The organism is Streptomyces sp. NBC_00353 (genome assembly GCF_036108815.1).
Lineage (GTDB): Bacteria > Actinomycetota > Actinomycetes > Streptomycetales > Streptomycetaceae > Streptomyces.
In genome coordinates, this window is record NZ_CP107985.1 from 3,369,640 (window position 1) to 3,384,785 (window position 15,146).

Annotated in this window: 11 protein-coding genes; 3 read left to right on the plus strand and 8 right to left on the minus strand. The window is 68.1% G+C overall.

Annotated elements, in window-relative coordinates:
- Nucleotides 1–8 precede the first annotated feature (8 nt).
- Nucleotides 9–668 (minus strand): histidine phosphatase family protein, encoded by a 660-nt coding sequence (locus OHA88_RS15335; RefSeq protein WP_267000982.1) that lies wholly within the window; start codon nt 666–668, stop codon nt 9–11.
- 151 nt (nt 669–819) lie between these two features.
- Nucleotides 820–1,425, minus strand: a complete 606-nt coding sequence (locus OHA88_RS15340) for a YdbC family protein (protein ID WP_051878748.1) — start codon at nt 1,423–1,425, stop codon at nt 820–822.
- 80 nt (nt 1,426–1,505) lie between these two features.
- Here OHA88_RS15340 and OHA88_RS15345 point away from each other — a divergent pair, with 80 nt between their 5' ends.
- Both OHA88_RS15345 and OHA88_RS15350 read left to right on the plus strand, forming a co-directional pair.
- Nucleotides 1,506–2,486 carry a DUF1152 domain-containing protein gene (locus tag OHA88_RS15345; RefSeq protein ID WP_328625956.1) on the plus strand — a complete coding sequence of 327 codons (981 nt, stop codon included), beginning with the start codon at nt 1,506–1,508 and terminating at the stop codon, nt 2,484–2,486.
- 128 nt (nt 2,487–2,614) lie between these two features.
- Nucleotides 2,615–3,151: a TerD family protein gene (locus tag OHA88_RS15350; protein WP_328625957.1), complete on the plus strand. Its 537-nt coding sequence runs from the start codon at nt 2,615–2,617 to the stop codon at nt 3,149–3,151.
- A 155-nt stretch (nt 3,152–3,306) separates the two neighbouring features.
- On the opposite strand, the gene OHA88_RS15355 is transcribed toward OHA88_RS15350, so the two are convergent.
- Both OHA88_RS15355 and nrdR read right to left on the minus strand, forming a co-directional pair.
- A complete protein-coding gene (locus OHA88_RS15355; RefSeq protein WP_328625958.1) occupies nt 3,307–6,210 on the minus strand; it encodes a vitamin B12-dependent ribonucleotide reductase in 2,904 nt (967 codons plus the stop codon).
- 160 nt (nt 6,211–6,370) lie between these two features.
- Nucleotides 6,371–6,883 carry a transcriptional regulator NrdR gene (nrdR, locus tag OHA88_RS15360; protein WP_326606110.1) on the minus strand — a complete coding sequence of 171 codons (513 nt, stop codon included), beginning with the start codon at nt 6,881–6,883 and terminating at the stop codon, nt 6,371–6,373.
- Nucleotides 6,884–7,427: 544 nt separating this feature from the next.
- Between nrdR and lexA the strand changes: the two genes are divergently transcribed.
- Nucleotides 7,428–8,222, plus strand: coding sequence for a transcriptional repressor LexA (gene lexA, locus OHA88_RS15365; RefSeq protein ID WP_030927140.1), 795 nt, complete (start codon nt 7,428–7,430; stop codon nt 8,220–8,222).
- A 138-nt stretch (nt 8,223–8,360) separates the two neighbouring features.
- Here the strand turns inward: lexA and OHA88_RS15370 are convergent, their stop codons facing one another.
- From OHA88_RS15370 to OHA88_RS15385, 4 genes are read right to left on the minus strand one after another with little or no spacing between them, the layout of a single operon-like run.
- Nucleotides 8,361–10,331: an ATP-dependent DNA helicase gene (locus tag OHA88_RS15370; RefSeq protein WP_328625959.1), complete on the minus strand. Its 1,971-nt coding sequence runs from the start codon at nt 10,329–10,331 to the stop codon at nt 8,361–8,363.
- A 50-nt stretch (nt 10,332–10,381) separates the two neighbouring features.
- On the minus strand, nt 10,382–12,241 hold the full coding sequence (locus OHA88_RS15375; protein WP_328625960.1) for an IucA/IucC family protein: 1,860 nt from the start codon (nt 12,239–12,241) through the stop codon (nt 10,382–10,384).
- A gap of 60 nt (nt 12,242–12,301) precedes the next feature.
- Nucleotides 12,302–13,180 (minus strand): GNAT family N-acetyltransferase, encoded by an 879-nt coding sequence (locus OHA88_RS15380; protein ID WP_328625961.1) that lies wholly within the window; start codon nt 13,178–13,180, stop codon nt 12,302–12,304.
- A gap of 45 nt (nt 13,181–13,225) precedes the next feature.
- A complete protein-coding gene (locus tag OHA88_RS15385; RefSeq protein WP_328625962.1) occupies nt 13,226–15,121 on the minus strand; it encodes an IucA/IucC family protein in 1,896 nt (631 codons plus the stop codon).
- Nucleotides 15,122–15,146: the final 25 nt, after the last annotated feature.

The window sequence follows — 15,146 nt, forward strand, 5'->3', positions numbered from 1 at the left end:
TCTCCACTCTATCCGGTGATGCCGTACGGCTCAGGGGTACGCCACCGCTCGAACGGCCGGTCAAGCGTGTACCGCCCGTCCTCGCCGAGCATCAGCATTCGCGTCTCTCCGTTGCCGGGATTGGACAGTGACTCGAATTCGGCCACCGACCAGTGGAACCACCGCATGCAGAACAACCGCATCGTCAGTCCATGAGTGACCAGCAGAACGTTGGGCGGATGGTCGGGGTCCTCGAAGCTCCGGTGCAGGCTCTCCAGAAATGCCCCGACCCGGTCGTACACATCGGCGCCGGACTCCCCCTGCGCGAAGCGGTAGAAGAAGTGTCCGTACGCGTCCCGGTAGGCCTTCTGCAGTCTCACGTCGTCCCGGTCCTGCCAGTTGCCCCAGTCCTGTTCGCGCAGCCGCGGCTCCTCGCGCACCCGCACCCGCTCCAGGTCCAGCCCGAGGGACCTGAAGGTCTCGTGCGTGCGGCGGTAGGGCGAGACGTACACGCTGACCCGCTCGCCGCCGAAGAGGTCGCGCAGCCGTGCCCCCGTCTCCCTGGCCTGCCGCAATCCCGTCGCGGTGAGCCTCAATGCATGGTCGGGCTCACGTTCGTACACCGTGTCATCGGCATTGCCCTCGGACTCGCCGTGCCGGACGAGGACAATGCGTTGCGGTCGTGCCATGTGAAGACCCTAGATCGAGTCCGGCCCATTCGAGCAGTTGTCCGGAATCCGTCCGACGCATGTTGCCGGCGAAGCAGGGCCCCAGGACATCCGGCACACCCCTGCCCGCCTGGGCACCGCGGATCAGGGGCCGGCCCGAGGTGCCCGCGGATCACACCGTCCAGGACGGGTCGAGCTGCACGACGTCCCCCGCCAGCGCCGCCACATCGTCCTCGGTGCCTGCCCGCTGCGAGAGCCTTTCGACGCTCCCCGGCCGGTACTTGCCGCGCTCGGCACTCGACTGCCACATCGACAGCACCAGGAACTCGTGCCCCGGGGCTTCGCCGAACACCCCGCGCAGCATGCCGGGTGAGCCGGCCATCGCCGGATTCCACACCCTCTCCTGCATCAGGGCGAAGTGTTCGACCCGGTCCTCGTGCACCCGGCTGTGCGCCACTCTGACCACATCCGCATCGGTGAAGCGCGGCTCGAAGCCGGTCTTCACATCGAAGCGGTAGTCGAACAGTTTGACCTGGATGTCGCTGTACGTTCCGGACTGTGCGGCAGCCAGCCGGTCGTGCGCACGCGCCATGAACGAGTCGTAGAAGACCCGGTTCTCCCAGAACGCGAACACATGGGCAACCTCCGGTCGCCCCCGGCTCCAGCCACCCCCCTGTCCCCTGAACCCCGGCTCACCGAGCAGCCCCGCCCACTTTCGCTGCCCCCGCTCGAAACCACGACGGTCCATCACGGTGCAGCGAATCCACTTGACCAGCACCGCGCCATCGTACGGCGCCGAACGTGGCGCGGGTCACGCTCTGACGGAGTACGTCCGAACCAGGCGCTGCGAATCGCAGAATGATCTCCATGACGACCCCGCCCGCCAACCCCCTGTTCGCCAACACCCTGTTCGCCCGCCTCGACTCCGCGGAACGCATCCTCGTCGCCGGGGCGGGCGGCGGCTTCGACATCTACGCGGGACTTCCGGTCGCACTCTCCCTGCTGCATCAGGGCAAGGACGTCCGGCTCGCCAATCTCTCGTTCAGCGCCCTCGAAGGGCTTCCCGTCGATGCCTGGCTCGCGCCCGATGTCGCGGTCATCACCCCCGAAACCTCCCTCCACCAGCCGTACTTCCCGGAACGCACGCTCGCCCAGTGGCTCGAACTGCACCACTACCCGAGCACCGTGCACGCCTTCGCCCGGGTGGGAGTGCAGCCGCTGCGGGCCGCCTACCGAGCACTGATCGAGCGGTACGACATCGACGCGGTCGTCCTCGTCGACGGCGGTACGGACATCCTGATGCGTGGCGACGAATCCGGGCTCGGCACCCCGGAGGAGGATCTCACCAGCGTCGCGGCGCTCGCCGGAATCGACGTACCGGAGCGCCTCGTCGTCTCCATCGGCTTCGGAATCGACGCGTATCACGGGGTGAGCCACGGACTCGTCCTGGAGAACATCGCAGCCCTGGAGCGCGATGGCGCCTGCCTGGGCGCCTTCTCCGTCTCCCGTACGACCCGCGAGGGCGCTCTCTTCGTCGACGCGGTCGCCCATGCCCAGAAGCACACCCCCGACCACCCGAGCATCGTCAACGGATCGATCGCCGCGGCAGTCCAGGGAGCCTTCGGGGACATCCAGTTCACCTCGCGCACCCGGGGCAGCGAGCTGTTCATCAACCCGCTGATGACGCTCTGCTTCGCCTTCGAACTGGAGGGGCTGGCCCGCAACTGTCTGTATCTCGACCGCATCGAGCACACCCACTTGATGCGCCAGGTCAGCAGCGCGATCGGGCTCTTCCGCGAGGAGATCAGGCAGCGTCCGCCGCGCCGAATCCCGCACTGAACTGTGCGGGAATCGATATTGGCCCGATTCCGCCGCCCGATACCAAGCCGGTTGGTTCCACGGACAGTTACGGACATGATCGAGTGGTACGACCGGTCCGACGGCCCAGCGGCAAGGAGGGAAGTCCGATGAGTACGCCCAAGAAGGACCTCGCAAAGGTCGAAGTCAGGCTCAAATGGGACCCAAGTCCTCCGGGTGCTCCCGCCCACGACCTCGACATCATCGCCGCGACCTACCCGGCGGACGAGCCGTACGGCAGCCCCTCGTATCTCGTGCACTTCGACAGCCGTTCGCCGGACGGCACCATCATGCTGAACCGCGACAGCAGGACCGGCCAGGGGTTCGGCTTCGACGAGGTGATGACCCTGGAACTGAACCGGCTGTCGGCCGCGTACGCCCGGGTCGTCGTCGGGGTCGCCATTCAGCAACGGGACGGCCGAAGGACGTTCGACGACATAGCGAGCACCGGCGTGCAGATTCGTGAGGGCTACACAAATCTGGCGGAGGACGACTTCTCCTCGGTCGGCGGCGCCACCGCGGCGACGGTCGCCGAGTTCGTCCGGGGCGGCTCGGGCGGATGGGAGTTCCACGAGACGATCCGGGGCTTCGACGGCGACCCCGGTTCATTCGCAGCGACGATGGGGAGCCGCACGCCCGGAACGTGACGCCTCGGCACGCAACAGGCGGGGAGCCCACTCGCAGGACCGCGGACCCGGTGCACGGCACCTGCCCTGGATCAAGAAATGCCGAGGGCGGTGGAGCCTGAATATCAGCTCCACCGCCCTGACCAGCTAGTTCATGCCCAGCAGGTGCCCGAAAATCAGCTGCAACCGCTGGTCGAGCCGCAGCCCTCGCAGATGTAGCAGGATCCGGCGCGCTGCATCTTCGTGCCACAGGAGAAGCAGAGCGGCGCGTCCGCGCTGATGCCCAACTGCATCTCGACGAGCTCCGCCGAGGTGTGCGCCGTCCTCGGGGCGGGCATCTCCGCCTCCTTCGGAGGGGCGACCGCCTTCAGCGGCTCGGTCCGGATCGGAGCGGACTGGGCCAGGCCCTCGACGTCCAGCTCGTCGTCCTCGAGCGACGGCTCGTACGAACCGGTGTCGAGGTGACGCTGACGCTCCTCGGCCGAGTGGATGCCGAGCGCCGAGCGGGTCTCGAAGGGCAGGAAGTCCAGCGCCAGGCGGCGGAAGATGTAGTCGACGATCGACTGCGCCATCCGCACGTCCGGGTCGTCCGTCATACCGGCCGGCTCGAAGCGCATGTTGGTGAACTTCGAGACGTACGTCTCCAGCGGGACGCCGTACTGCAGACCGACCGAGACGGCGATGGAGAAGGCGTCCATCATGCCCGCGAGGGTGGAGCCCTGCTTGGACATCTTCAGGAAGACCTCACCGAGACCGTCGTCCGGGTAGGAGTTGGCGGTCATGTAGCCCTCGGCGCCGCCCACCGTGAACGAGGTGGTGATGCCGGGACGGCCCTTGGGAAGACGCTTGCGGACCGGGCGGTACTCGACGACCTTCTCGACCGCGGCACGGATGGTGCCTTCGGCCTTGGCGGTGACCTCGGCCTTCTCCTTCTCCTTGGTCTTGGCGGAGAGGGGCTGGCCGACCTTGCAGTTGTCGCGGTAGATGGCGAGCGCCTTGACGCCCATCTTCCACGCCTCGAAGTAGACCTCTTCGACGTCCTCGACGGTGGCCGTCTCCGGCAGGTTCACCGTCTTGGAGAGTGCACCGGAGATCCACGGCTGGATGGCCGCCATCATGCGGACGTGGCCCATCGCGGAGATGGAGCGCTCGCCCATCGCGCAGTCGAAGACCTCGTAGTGCTCGGCCTTCAGACCGGGGGCGTCGATCACATTGCCGTGCTCGGCGATGTGGGCGACGATCGCCTCGATCTGCTCCTCCTGGTAGCCCAGGCGGCGCAGGGCCTGAGGGACGGTGCCGTTGACGATCTGCATCGAGCCGCCGCCGACCAGCTTCTTGAACTTGACCAGGGCGAGGTCGGGCTCGAGGCCGGTGGTGTCGCAGGACATCGCGAGACCGATGGTGCCGGTGGGCGCGATGACCGAGGCCTGCGCGTTACGGAAACCGTTCTTCGCGCCGAGACGGATGACGTCCTGCCAGGCCTCCGTGGCGGCGGCCCAGATCGGGTTGTCCAGGTCGTCCATGTGGACGGCCGCGGCGTTGGCGTCGGCGTGCTGCTTCATGACGCGCTGGTGCGGCTCGGCGTTGCGGGCGTAGCCGTCGTACGGGCCGACGACCGCGGCGAGCTCGGCGGAGCGCTTGTACGAGGTGCCGGTCATGAGCGACGTGATGGCGCCGGCGAGGGCGCGGCCGCCCTCGCTGTCGTACGCGTGGCCGGTCGCCATCAGCAGGGCGCCGAGGTTGGCGTAACCGATGCCGAGCTGACGGAAGGCGCGGGTGTTCTCGCCGATCTTCTCGGTCGGGAAGTCGGCGAAGCAGATGGAGATGTCCATCGCGGTGATGACCAGCTCGACGACCTTGGCGAAGCGCTCGGACTCGAAGGACTGGTTGCCCTTGCCGTCGTCCTTGAGGAACTTCATCAGGTTCAGCGAGGCCAGGTTGCACGACGTGTTGTCCAGGTGCATGTACTCGCTGCACGGGTTCGAGCCGTTGATCCGGCCGGACTCGGGGCAGGTGTGCCACTGGTTGATCGTGTCGTCGTACTGGATGCCGGGGTCGGCACAGGCCCAGGCGGCCTCGGCCATCTTGCGGAAGAGGGACTTGGCCTCGACCTCTTCGATGACGTCACCGGTCATCCGGGCGCGCAGCCCGAACTTGCCGCCGGACTCCACGGCCTTCATGAACTCGTCGTTCACACGGACCGAGTTGTTGGCGTTCTGGTACTGGACGGACGTGATGTCGTCGCCGCCCAGGTCCATGTCGAAGCCCGCGTCGCGCAGGGCGCGGATCTTCTCCTCCTCCTTGACCTTGGTCTCGATGAAGTTCTCGATGTCGGGGTGGTCGACATCGAGAATGACCATCTTGGCCGCGCGACGGGTGGCACCACCGGACTTGATCGTTCCGGCGGACGCGTCTGCACCGCGCATGAAGGAGACAGGACCGGAGGCGTTGCCACCGGAGGACAGCAGCTCCTTGGAGGAGCGGATACGGGAGAGGTTCAGGCCGGCGCCGGAACCGCCCTTGAAGATCATGCCCTCTTCCTTGTACCAGTCGAGGATCGACTCCATGGAGTCGTCGACGGCCAGGATGAAGCAGGCGGAGACCTGCTGCGGCTGGGGCGTGCCGACGTTGAACCAGACCGGCGAGTTGAAGCTGAAGATCTGGTGCAGGAGGGCATACGCCAGCTCGTGCTCGAAGATCTCGGCGTCGGCCGGGGAGGCGAAGTAGTTGTAGTCCTCGCCCGCCTTCCGGTACGTCTTCACGATCCGGTCGATCAGCTGTCGCAGACCGGTCTCGCGCTGCGGCGTGCCGACAGCTCCGCGGAAGTACTTGCTGGTGACGATGTTGACCGCGTTCACCGACCAGAAGTCGGGGAACTCGACGCCACGCTGCTCGAAGTTGATCGAGCCGTCGCGCCAGTTGGTCATGACGACGTCACGGCGCTCCCACGCCACCTCGTCGTACGGATGCACGCCGGGGGTGGTGTGGATGCGCTCGATACGCAGGCCCTGCTTGGTCGCAGTCGACTTGGATCCCTTGGCTCGGGAACCTCGTGCCGGGCCGCTCGCCGTCTCTGTCATGCCGCCTCCCATATGTGGGCAAAAACGCCCTGAAGTGCCCAGAACTTCCCGGGGCACAATGTGTGTCTGATGCTTCGGACGCCGCGCACAGCACCCGGAGCAGATCTCTGTAGCCGCCCTGCCGCTGATCGATACGCCTCTGTCGATCAGCCGGTGTCGCTCAGTCGGCGGCGACGGCGGGAACGGGGACCGCCAGGGTCTCGCCGGTCCCGCATCCCTCCACGGGAGGCCGCCGCTCGCGAAGTTCCACGATGGCGGCCTCGAAGTCTTCGAGTGTGTCGAACGCCCGGTACACGGACGCGAAGCGCAGGTATGCGACGAGGTCGAGTTCCTGCAGGGGGCCGAGTATGGCCAGACCCACGTCGTGGGTGGTCAGCTCGGCACTTCCGGTGGCGCGCACCGCCTCCTCGACCCGCTGGCCGAGTTTGGCGAGGGCGTCCTCGGTGACGGGTCGCCCCTGGCATGCCTTGCGGACGCCGGAAATGACCTTGGTGCGACTGAAGGGTTCGGTGACTCCGCTGCGCTTCACCACCATCAGCGAGCAGGTCTCCACCGTCGTGAAACGGCGGGAGCACTCAGGGCACTGACGGCGACGGCGGATCGACGTGCCGTCATCGGTGGTGCGACTGTCGACGACCCGGCTGTCGGGGTGCCTGCAGAAGGGGCAGTGCATGGCTCCCAACCCTCCTTCACAGCACGACTGAATAGCCTCTTCAGGCCCCGTCAGGGACCCTCGAAGCAGCCATAAGCATAGGCGATGGTCACGGACTCAATCGACCAGGGACCACAACTTCTGGGTAGCTGGAACAATCCAACCACTAGATCTTGGGTTTGGTTGCGCATTCGGCCCTAGCGCGTGTCGCGCGTTCCGGGCGGCCCACAGGGGGCGTACGACCGACCATGAGGTTACGGGACACGCCCGACCGCCCGGATCGCGGGGCGCCCGACGACGGACCGGAACGGCGGCCGGGAGACCACCCCGCGTGGCGGCGCCGCAGCCGCGAACGCTAGCGTAATGATCCGAATTGCCGGTCGTGCATGGCACACGTCGAACCCACCCGGCGCCGGGCGGGAATCCGACCCGCGCTTCGCTCATACACCCGGCAATGAACACGGCACAGACTTTTATTCGTTTTTCACTCGAACGTGTGTTTGGCGCAACCTTTCGAAAGCTACTACCGTTGTGCAGCTAGGGAGACCATTCGAGAGGGGCCGACGTGACCACCACCGCAGACAGTGCCACCATCACTGCCCAGGACCGCTCCCAGAGCCGACTCGAGCCGGTGCATGCCATGAATGACTCAGTCAGGAACACGGAGGGGCCGGAGCCGGCGCGCCCAGCGCGCTCGCTCCCCGGCCGACCTCCAGGAATCCGAGCGGACAGCTCGGGGCTCACGGACCGGCAGCGGCGAGTGATCGAGGTCATCCGCGACTCGGTGCAGCGACGGGGGTACCCACCCTCGATGCGGGAGATCGGTCAGGCGGTGGGGCTGTCCAGCACGTCCTCCGTCGCCCATCAACTGATGGCTCTGGAACGCAAGGGCTTCCTCCGCCGCGACCCTCATCGCCCCCGGGCGTACGAGGTCCGCGGTTCGGACCAGCCCAGCACGCAGCCGACCGACACGACCGGCAAGCCCGCCGCTTCGTACGTACCGCTGGTCGGCCGGATCGCAGCCGGCGGACCGATCCTCGCCGAGGAATCGGTCGAGGACGTGTTTCCGCTCCCCCGCCAGCTGGTCGGGGACGGCGAGCTGTTCGTCCTGAAGGTCGTCGGTGACTCGATGATCGAGGCGGCGATCTGTGACGGCGACTGGGTCACCGTGCGCCGTCAGCCCGTCGCGGAGAACGGCGACATCGTGGCCGCCATGCTCGACGGCGAGGCGACGGTCAAGCGCTTCAAGCGGGAGGACGGCCATGTATGGCTGCTCCCGCACAACTCCGCGTACCAGCCGATCCCTGGCGACGAGGCGACCATCCTCGGCAAGGTCGTGGCGGTGCTGCGGCGGGTGTGAAGCTCGCCGGTTCCGACCAGGACCCCGGGATCCACTGCGCCGATCCCGGGGTCCTGCCTGCGCGTCTGGGCCGTCGAAACGCCTTCCGGAGCAGTAGTGGTCACCAAGGACGAGCAGGGACCCCCGGCGCGTTCGGGATCACTGCTCGTTCGCCTTGGCTGCGGCGTCGATCGCCGCGAGTGAGCGACGCGCCTGGTTGCCGTCCGTCGTGTACCAGAAGTCGGGCAGCGAGGCCCGGAGGTAGCTCCCGTACCGGGCATTGGCCAGCCTCGGGTCGAGCACCGCGACCACTCCCTTGTCGCCCATGGCCCGCACGAGACGGCCGGCGCCCTGGGCCATCAGCAGCGCGGCATGCGTCGCTGCGACAGCCATGAACCCGTTGCCGCCCGCCTGCTCGACCGCCTTCTGCCGCGCGCTCATCAACGGGTCGTCGGGGCGGGGGAACGGGATCCGGTCCATGATCACCAGCTGGCAGCTCGCCCCGGGGACATCGACGCCCTGCCAGAGCGAGAGTGTGCCGAAGAGGCAGGTCTCGGGGTCGGCGGCGAAGTTCTTGATCAGCTCGCCGAGTGTCTCCTCTCCCTGCAGCAGGATCGGCTTGTCGAGCCGACCACGCAGCTCCTCGGCGGCCGCCTGCGCCGCCCGCATGGAGGAGAAGAGCCCGAGGGTGCGCCCGCCGGCGGCCTCCACCAGTTCGGACAGTTCGTCCAGCATGTCGGTACGGGAACTCTCCCGACCGGGCGTGGCCAGGTGCCTGGCGACGTACAGGATGCCCTGCCTCGGGTAGTCGAAGGGCGATCCGACGTCGAGACCCTTCCACTGCGGGATGTCGTCGCCTGCAGTGCCCTCGGGCGCCAGTCCCAGGGAGGCTCCCACCCCGTTGAAGTCCCCGCCGAGCTTGAGCGTGGCCGAGGTGAGCACGACCGAACGGTCGGCGAAGAGCTTCTCGCGCAGCAGGCCGGAAACGGAGAGCGGGGCAACGCGGACGGATGCGCCGAAGCGGTCGTGGCGCTCGTACCAGACGACGTCGTACTCGGACCCCTGGGTGATCCGCTCGGCAACACCGTGGATCGTCTCCACCGATGCCAGGGCCTGCTTGCGGACGGCGTCCTCGTCCTGGACGGACTTGTCCCGGGTGGAACCCAGCGCCGAGATCACCGTACGAGCGGCGTCCCGAAGCGCCAGCAGCGCGTAGCCGAGGTCCTCGGGGACCTCTTCCAGGCGGCCGGGGAGCGCCAGCTCCATCACCCGCTCGAACCCCTCCGACGCGGTCTGCAGGGCGTCGGCAGCCTTCTCGTTGACCAGCTTCGCCGCACGGCGCACCGCCCGGTTCACCTGACCGGGGGTGAGTTCTCCGGTGGCCACTCCGGTGACCCTGGAGACCAGCTCATGGGCCTCGTCGACGATCAGCACCTCGTGCTGCGGGAGCACCGGAGCGCCCTCGATCGCGTCGATGGCGAGCAGAGCGTGATTCGTGACGACGACATCGGCGAGCTTTGCGCGCTCGCGGGCCATCTCCGCAAAGCACTCCGCACCGTACGCGCACTTGCTGGCGCCCAGGCATTCCCTGGAGGAGACGGAGACCTGCGCCCAGGCCCGGTCGGAGACACCCGGGGTGAGGTCGTCGCGGTCGCCGCTCTCGGTCTCGTCCGACCAGTCCCGCAGCCGCAGCAGATCCTGGCCGAGCTTGCTCGACGGAGCCGCAGCTTCGAACTGATCGAAGAGCCCTTCTTCCTCTTCCTGCGGCACGCCTTCGTGGAGCCGGTGCAGACAGAGATAGTTCGAGCGCCCCTTGAGCATCGCGAACTGGGGTCGGCGGCGCAGCAGGGGATGCAGCGCGTCGACCGTACGCGGAAGGTCACGCTCCACGAGCTGGCGCTGCAGCGCCAGGGTCGCCGTGGCGACCACGACCCGCTCGCCGTGTGCCAGGGCCGGCACCAGGTAGCCGAGGGACTTGCCCGTGCCTGTGCCGGCCTGGACGAGCAGATGGGAATTGTCGTCGACGGCCTCGGCGACTGCCTCGGCCATGGCGGCCTGGCCAGGCCGCTCCGTACCGCCGACGGCGGTCACGGCGGCGTGCAGGAGCTCGGGGAGGGATGGCTTCGTCATAGCGTGACCAGCCTACGGGGCACCACTGACAACGGGGATCACTCCCGGACTCATGCGGAGGGGTGGAGCGGGTTCGGAACGGTGCCGTGGACGGCGGCGTGCGGGCGCTCGGAGCGGTCACGGTAACCGTCCCGGTACAGACGGTTGCGGTTCAGGCACAGGCGCTCGATGCGTGGCGTCAGCATGTCGAACATCTCGAACCTCTCCTTCAGCTCGGGAAAGCGGGCGTGATGCCGCAGGATCTCGGCCCGCACAAGTGACCAGAATTCGGCCTCAGGGACCCCCAGCTGTTCCTCGCAGAGGCGGGACAGGAAGCGGAAGACACCGATGAAAAGCCCCGAGTGGATGAACTGGGTGAGGAAGCCGGGCTCCTCGGTGAGCAGGACCGCGCGCACGTCCTCCGGCATCGTGGCGTGCTCGGGCAGTGGCCGGGCGCTGATGTTCACATCGTCGACGAAGTCCTTGATCGCCAGCCGCACGGGCACGTCCTGGTCGTCGAAGACGACGATGGCGTTCTCGCCGTGCGGGGAGAAGACCGTTCCGTACTGGTAGAGGAAGTGCAGCAGGGGCGGGAGCAGCGCTGCGAAGAGCCGGGTCAGCCATGCGGTGGGGGTCAGGCCCGAGCGGGTCACGAGCTCGGCGGTGAAGGCGCGGCCCTGCGGATCCATGTGGAGCAGCGAGGCGAGGGTACGGGCGCGCTCGCCGGGCATGAGCCGGGGATGGAGCGGCTCGCGCCAGATCGCGCCGAGGATCTCCTTGAACTGGTACGGCGCCTCGGGGAGATGGTCGTAGAGCGGATGCTCGACGGTCACCGAGGCCACCTCGCCGAGCAGAATGACGCGGCAGGTGTCGCGCAGAAACGGGTCACGGTCGCGCAGGCTCTGGACCCAGGCGGTGACGGCGGGGGCCGCGAGCGTGCGCTCGGTCGGGAGGCCCCGCCAGACCAGCGTGTTGAGGATCGACAGAGGCAGTTTGACGGTGTGCCGGTCGGGGCGCCCCAGATTGGTGAACGTACGGATGGACTGCTGCGGCAGCCGGAGGTCGTCGTCGGCGTGCAACGGGACGATGTCGCCGGCGGCGATGGCCGGTGCGAACAGCGGAACGATCCACTCGTCCCACTGCCAGGGATGCACGGGAAGGAAGAGGTAGGTGTCGGGGTCGAGATCGCGGGCGCGGAGCTCGGCGGCGAAGGATGTACGCACCGAGGCGTCCAGTTCCTGCGCGTAGAGCTGCTCGGGGGTGGCGAGGCCGGTCACGCCCCGGTAGCCGCCGATCCGGGTGCTGACAGCGATCCACGGCAGCTTGACCGGTCTGCGGGCTTCCGGGGTGAAGCGGGAGGCGTCGACGGCGGAGAACCCGAGGCGTCCCTTGTTGGCGACGAGCCAGGGGTGGCCGGTCTGGTGTCCTTCGAGCTCCGCGTAGTCGAGCTCGGCGAGTCTGGCGGCGCTGAAGGTGGTGTGATCCAGCCGGGCATCGGCGGCGAGCGTGGTGGTGATCTCTCGGATGAGGTGGCCGAGGGTGGGTCCGTCGAGGTGGAGCAGGCGCCGGGCGCGTGCGAGGAACTGCAGCGGATCACGGAAGGGAACGGTCCGGGTGCTGCCGTCCTTGCCGGTCCCGGCAGGAGCGTTCCGATCGCTTGCGCGCATCGAGTCGGCGGCGACGTGCCAGCTGCCGTAGACGCCTCGTCCGGCTCGGAAGCTCAGCGTAGCGCCGTCGTCCAGCGCGAGGGTGTATGTGTCGCTCCCACCGGGCTGAAGGGCCGGCTCGATGACTTCCTCGTACGCGAACTCGCCGAGCATTTTCGCGAGCAGCCGGGTGGCGACTCGGTCCCAGACCGTCCGGTTCAGCTCTGGAGTGCTGAGCAGTTCGGGCGACTCCGCTGACTCATGGTTCGCAGGATATTGCGGCACGGGGACTCCTCGGGACGGAACCGATGGGGTTCGAGCGGTGTAAGTAATGCAGCAGGTCGATCACAGCTGGGCTCGGTGGGCTCGGTCGCGGATCATCAGAGCGGCTTGCTTGTCGGGGAGTTCGACTTCCGCGGAAAACCGGAAGCCGGCACTCAGAAAAGCCGAGACGGAGGGGGTGTTGCGCAGGTCGGGTTCCGCCACGACGCGCGCGCACTGCGGACGGTTGTCGAGTACGAGGTCGGAGACGGCCCGGAGCAGGGTGGTGCCGATGCCGCGCCCGCGGTTGGTCACGCCACCGATGAGGAGGTGGACTCCGGTGTCATTCGGTCGGGCAGGGTAGTGACGCGCCAGCGGATCGAGGTCCGCGCGGTAGATCTCCCAGTAGCTCATGGGGATGCCGGACAGCACGCCCAGGCAGGGGACGCTGCGTCCGTCACCGTCGAGTTGGGGGCGCAGATGGGCGGCGGTGACGTCCTCTTCCCCGGCCAGTTCCCAGAACGCGGCGACTGCGGGATCGTTCATCCAGCGGCTGATCACCGCGAGATCGCGTTCCAGCCGTACGGGGACCAGTTGAAACACTCCGGCCGGCGTGGTGACCGGTCTCCACTCGGCCGGGTTGTCGAGCAGATCGGAAGACTCCAGCCTGCTCGTGACACCACGCGTGCTCGGGCCTTGGTTCGGCTGCGCGTCTGTGACCGTGCCTGTGCTCACGTTCTCCCCCTCGGTCGACGTGGATCCGGCCCGGGCCAGGGACTCCTCCAGGGACAGGGGTCCGTCGAGCGGCGAAGCGGGGGTCGGCGTTTCCGTTGCCGGTTTGTCTTCCCCGAACAGGGCGAGGAATTCGTCGGGGAGCTGCAGGTCCAAGGTGTCCTCGGCGCCCGTACCGGCTTGGGAGGCAGGGCCGGTTCCGGCGCCGGTGTGCGCATCGGCGGGAGGCACGGTGATGCCTCTCCTCTCAGCAGTTCAGACGGGGGTCATGTTCCTTCAGGCGAAGAGGGGGTTGGCAATGGTGACGTAGACGGACTGGGTGTCGACCGGACCGACGAGTTCGTCGAGGCCGTGCAGCCGGGTCAGCAGGTTGGCCTTGCACCGTAGGTTCGGGTTCTCCAGCAGTTGCGCGGGAAGCGGGGAGCCGAGGCCGGTGACTCCGCCGAGGAAGCGGCGGAGCGCGGCGATCAGCACCTGCTCATCGGCGAGGCGCTGGGAACCGAAAGCTCCGATGAGACCGAAGAGGTTGTTGATGCCGAGGTAGTAGGCGAAGCGCTCATCGGTGACCGAGTCGGATACGAAGGTGTCGCTGGCGGCTCCGATGCCCGGGAGCCTGTGCTCGAGGGCCGCGCGATGGGACTCGCGGAAGTAGTAGCCCTGGTTGTCCCGGTAGCGGCCGCCGACGGGCCAGCCGTCGGCGTCGAGCAGCACCAGCGTGTTCTGCTGGTGGGCTTCGAGGGCGACGCCTGCTGTGGCGTCGAGCCAGAGCACGGGGCGTACGACGCGGTCGAGGTAGCGCAGGAACCACTCGGCGGCAACGGCTCCCTTGCTTCTGCCGGTGGCCGCGGCGAGGCGGACGACGACATCGGCGAGGCGCGAGTGCACGCCTGGCCGGTCGGGCCAGGGGCGCGGCGCCGTGAGGCCGGCGATGCACACCGCATCGTCGAGCGGGTGGAACGGGTTGTGGCGCAGCATGACATCGAGCCCGTGGACGGGCTCGCCGTCCGGCGTGTCGACGGCGAGCCATGCGGGGTCGCGGACGATGTCGAAGCCGGGGTGGACGGCGTGCCATTGCGTGGCGAGTCCGCTGCGGAGCAGCCGGTGGACCTCCACCCCTCGGTGGAGTTCCTTGCGGAGGTTCTCACGGCGGGAGTTGGTGATGCGTACGCCGAGGGAGAGCTTGAGCATGACGTCGGCACCGGGCTGGTGGACGGTCCGGACGGAGGATGTGGGGTACCAGCGCTTGCCGTGCGGTCCCAGGTCGTGGAGCAGCTTCGCATCCAGCAGCGCTGCCACTTCGGGCCGGTGGCTCAGTTCGCGGGCCTGCCAGGGGTGGAGCGGAATCGGTGCGGTGTTCTGGGGTAGATGCAGTCCCTCCGCGTGCTGGGCGACCAGGTCCTCGGCTGCTACGGGGCGGCCCCCCTCCGTCCAGGAGGACTCGGTGGCCAGCACGGAGCGGTCCACAGCCATCCAGTGCAGCGGGAAGGAGCCGTGCAACTCGGGTGAGTAGAGGCGGGATTCGGCCTCGGAGAGGCCTTCGCGGCTCTTGGGGCTGGGGTGCAGGGGGTGTCCGAGCAGAAGTGACTGCTCGGCGGTGAGGAAGAGGTCGGCGTCGGCGGGAGCCGTGGGTGTACGGCGCCGCTCGGCGATGAATCCGGCCGTGCGGCGTACCGAGTCGGCGACTCTGGCCACCATGTCGGCGCCCTCGTTCCGGTCCGCCTCGCGGCCCAGGAGGGCCGCGACCGTGACGGCATCGGTGGTCGGCGCGCCGTCGGGTGCGTCCTCCAGGGCGGGCTGGCCGAAGCGGTGCCATCCCGTGGCGGACCAGTAGAGAACAGGGACGAGCAGAGCGGTCCCGCTGGCGGGCAGCGGGATGTGAAGGGTGTCCCGGTCCGGTCGGGGCAGGTCGTTCTCCCGGACCCAGCAGCGCAGCAGATTCTCGACGCCTGCCGTGTCTGCGGCCATGAGCGGGTCCGGGTGGTCGAGCAGATCGGCCGTTCCTGCGCCGGTCGGTGGTACCTGTGCCTGTGGGGTGCGCCAACCACCGTGAGGCACGGCCTTCTGGCGGGGCACGATCGTCTGCTCGACTGCGAGTCGGCCGACGAGCCCGGCCTGTCCTCGCTGCTGGCCGGCGGGAAGGCCGTCGGCCTCGGGCGCGGGGGTGGGGTTCACGGCGGTCTTCCTTGTGAGGGTGTCC

What these genes read in the sequence shown, in the direction of transcription:
- OHA88_RS15335 (WP_267000982.1), bottom strand. Translation starts at nt 668, where the DNA reads ATGGCACGACCGCAACGCATTGTCCTCGTCCGGCACGGCGAGTCCGAG.
- OHA88_RS15345 (WP_328625956.1), top strand. Translation starts at nt 1,506, where the DNA reads ATGATCTCCATGACGACCCCGCCCGCCAACCCCCTGTTCGCCAACACC.
- OHA88_RS15350 (WP_328625957.1), top strand. Translation starts at nt 2,615, where the DNA reads ATGAGTACGCCCAAGAAGGACCTCGCAAAGGTCGAAGTCAGGCTCAAA.
- OHA88_RS15355 (WP_328625958.1), bottom strand. Translation starts at nt 6,210, where the DNA reads ATGACAGAGACGGCGAGCGGCCCGGCACGAGGTTCCCGAGCCAAGGGA.
- nrdR (WP_326606110.1), bottom strand. Translation starts at nt 6,883, where the DNA reads ATGCACTGCCCCTTCTGCAGGCACCCCGACAGCCGGGTCGTCGACAGT.
- OHA88_RS15370 (WP_328625959.1), bottom strand. Translation starts at nt 10,331, where the DNA reads ATGACGAAGCCATCCCTCCCCGAGCTCCTGCACGCCGCCGTGACCGCC.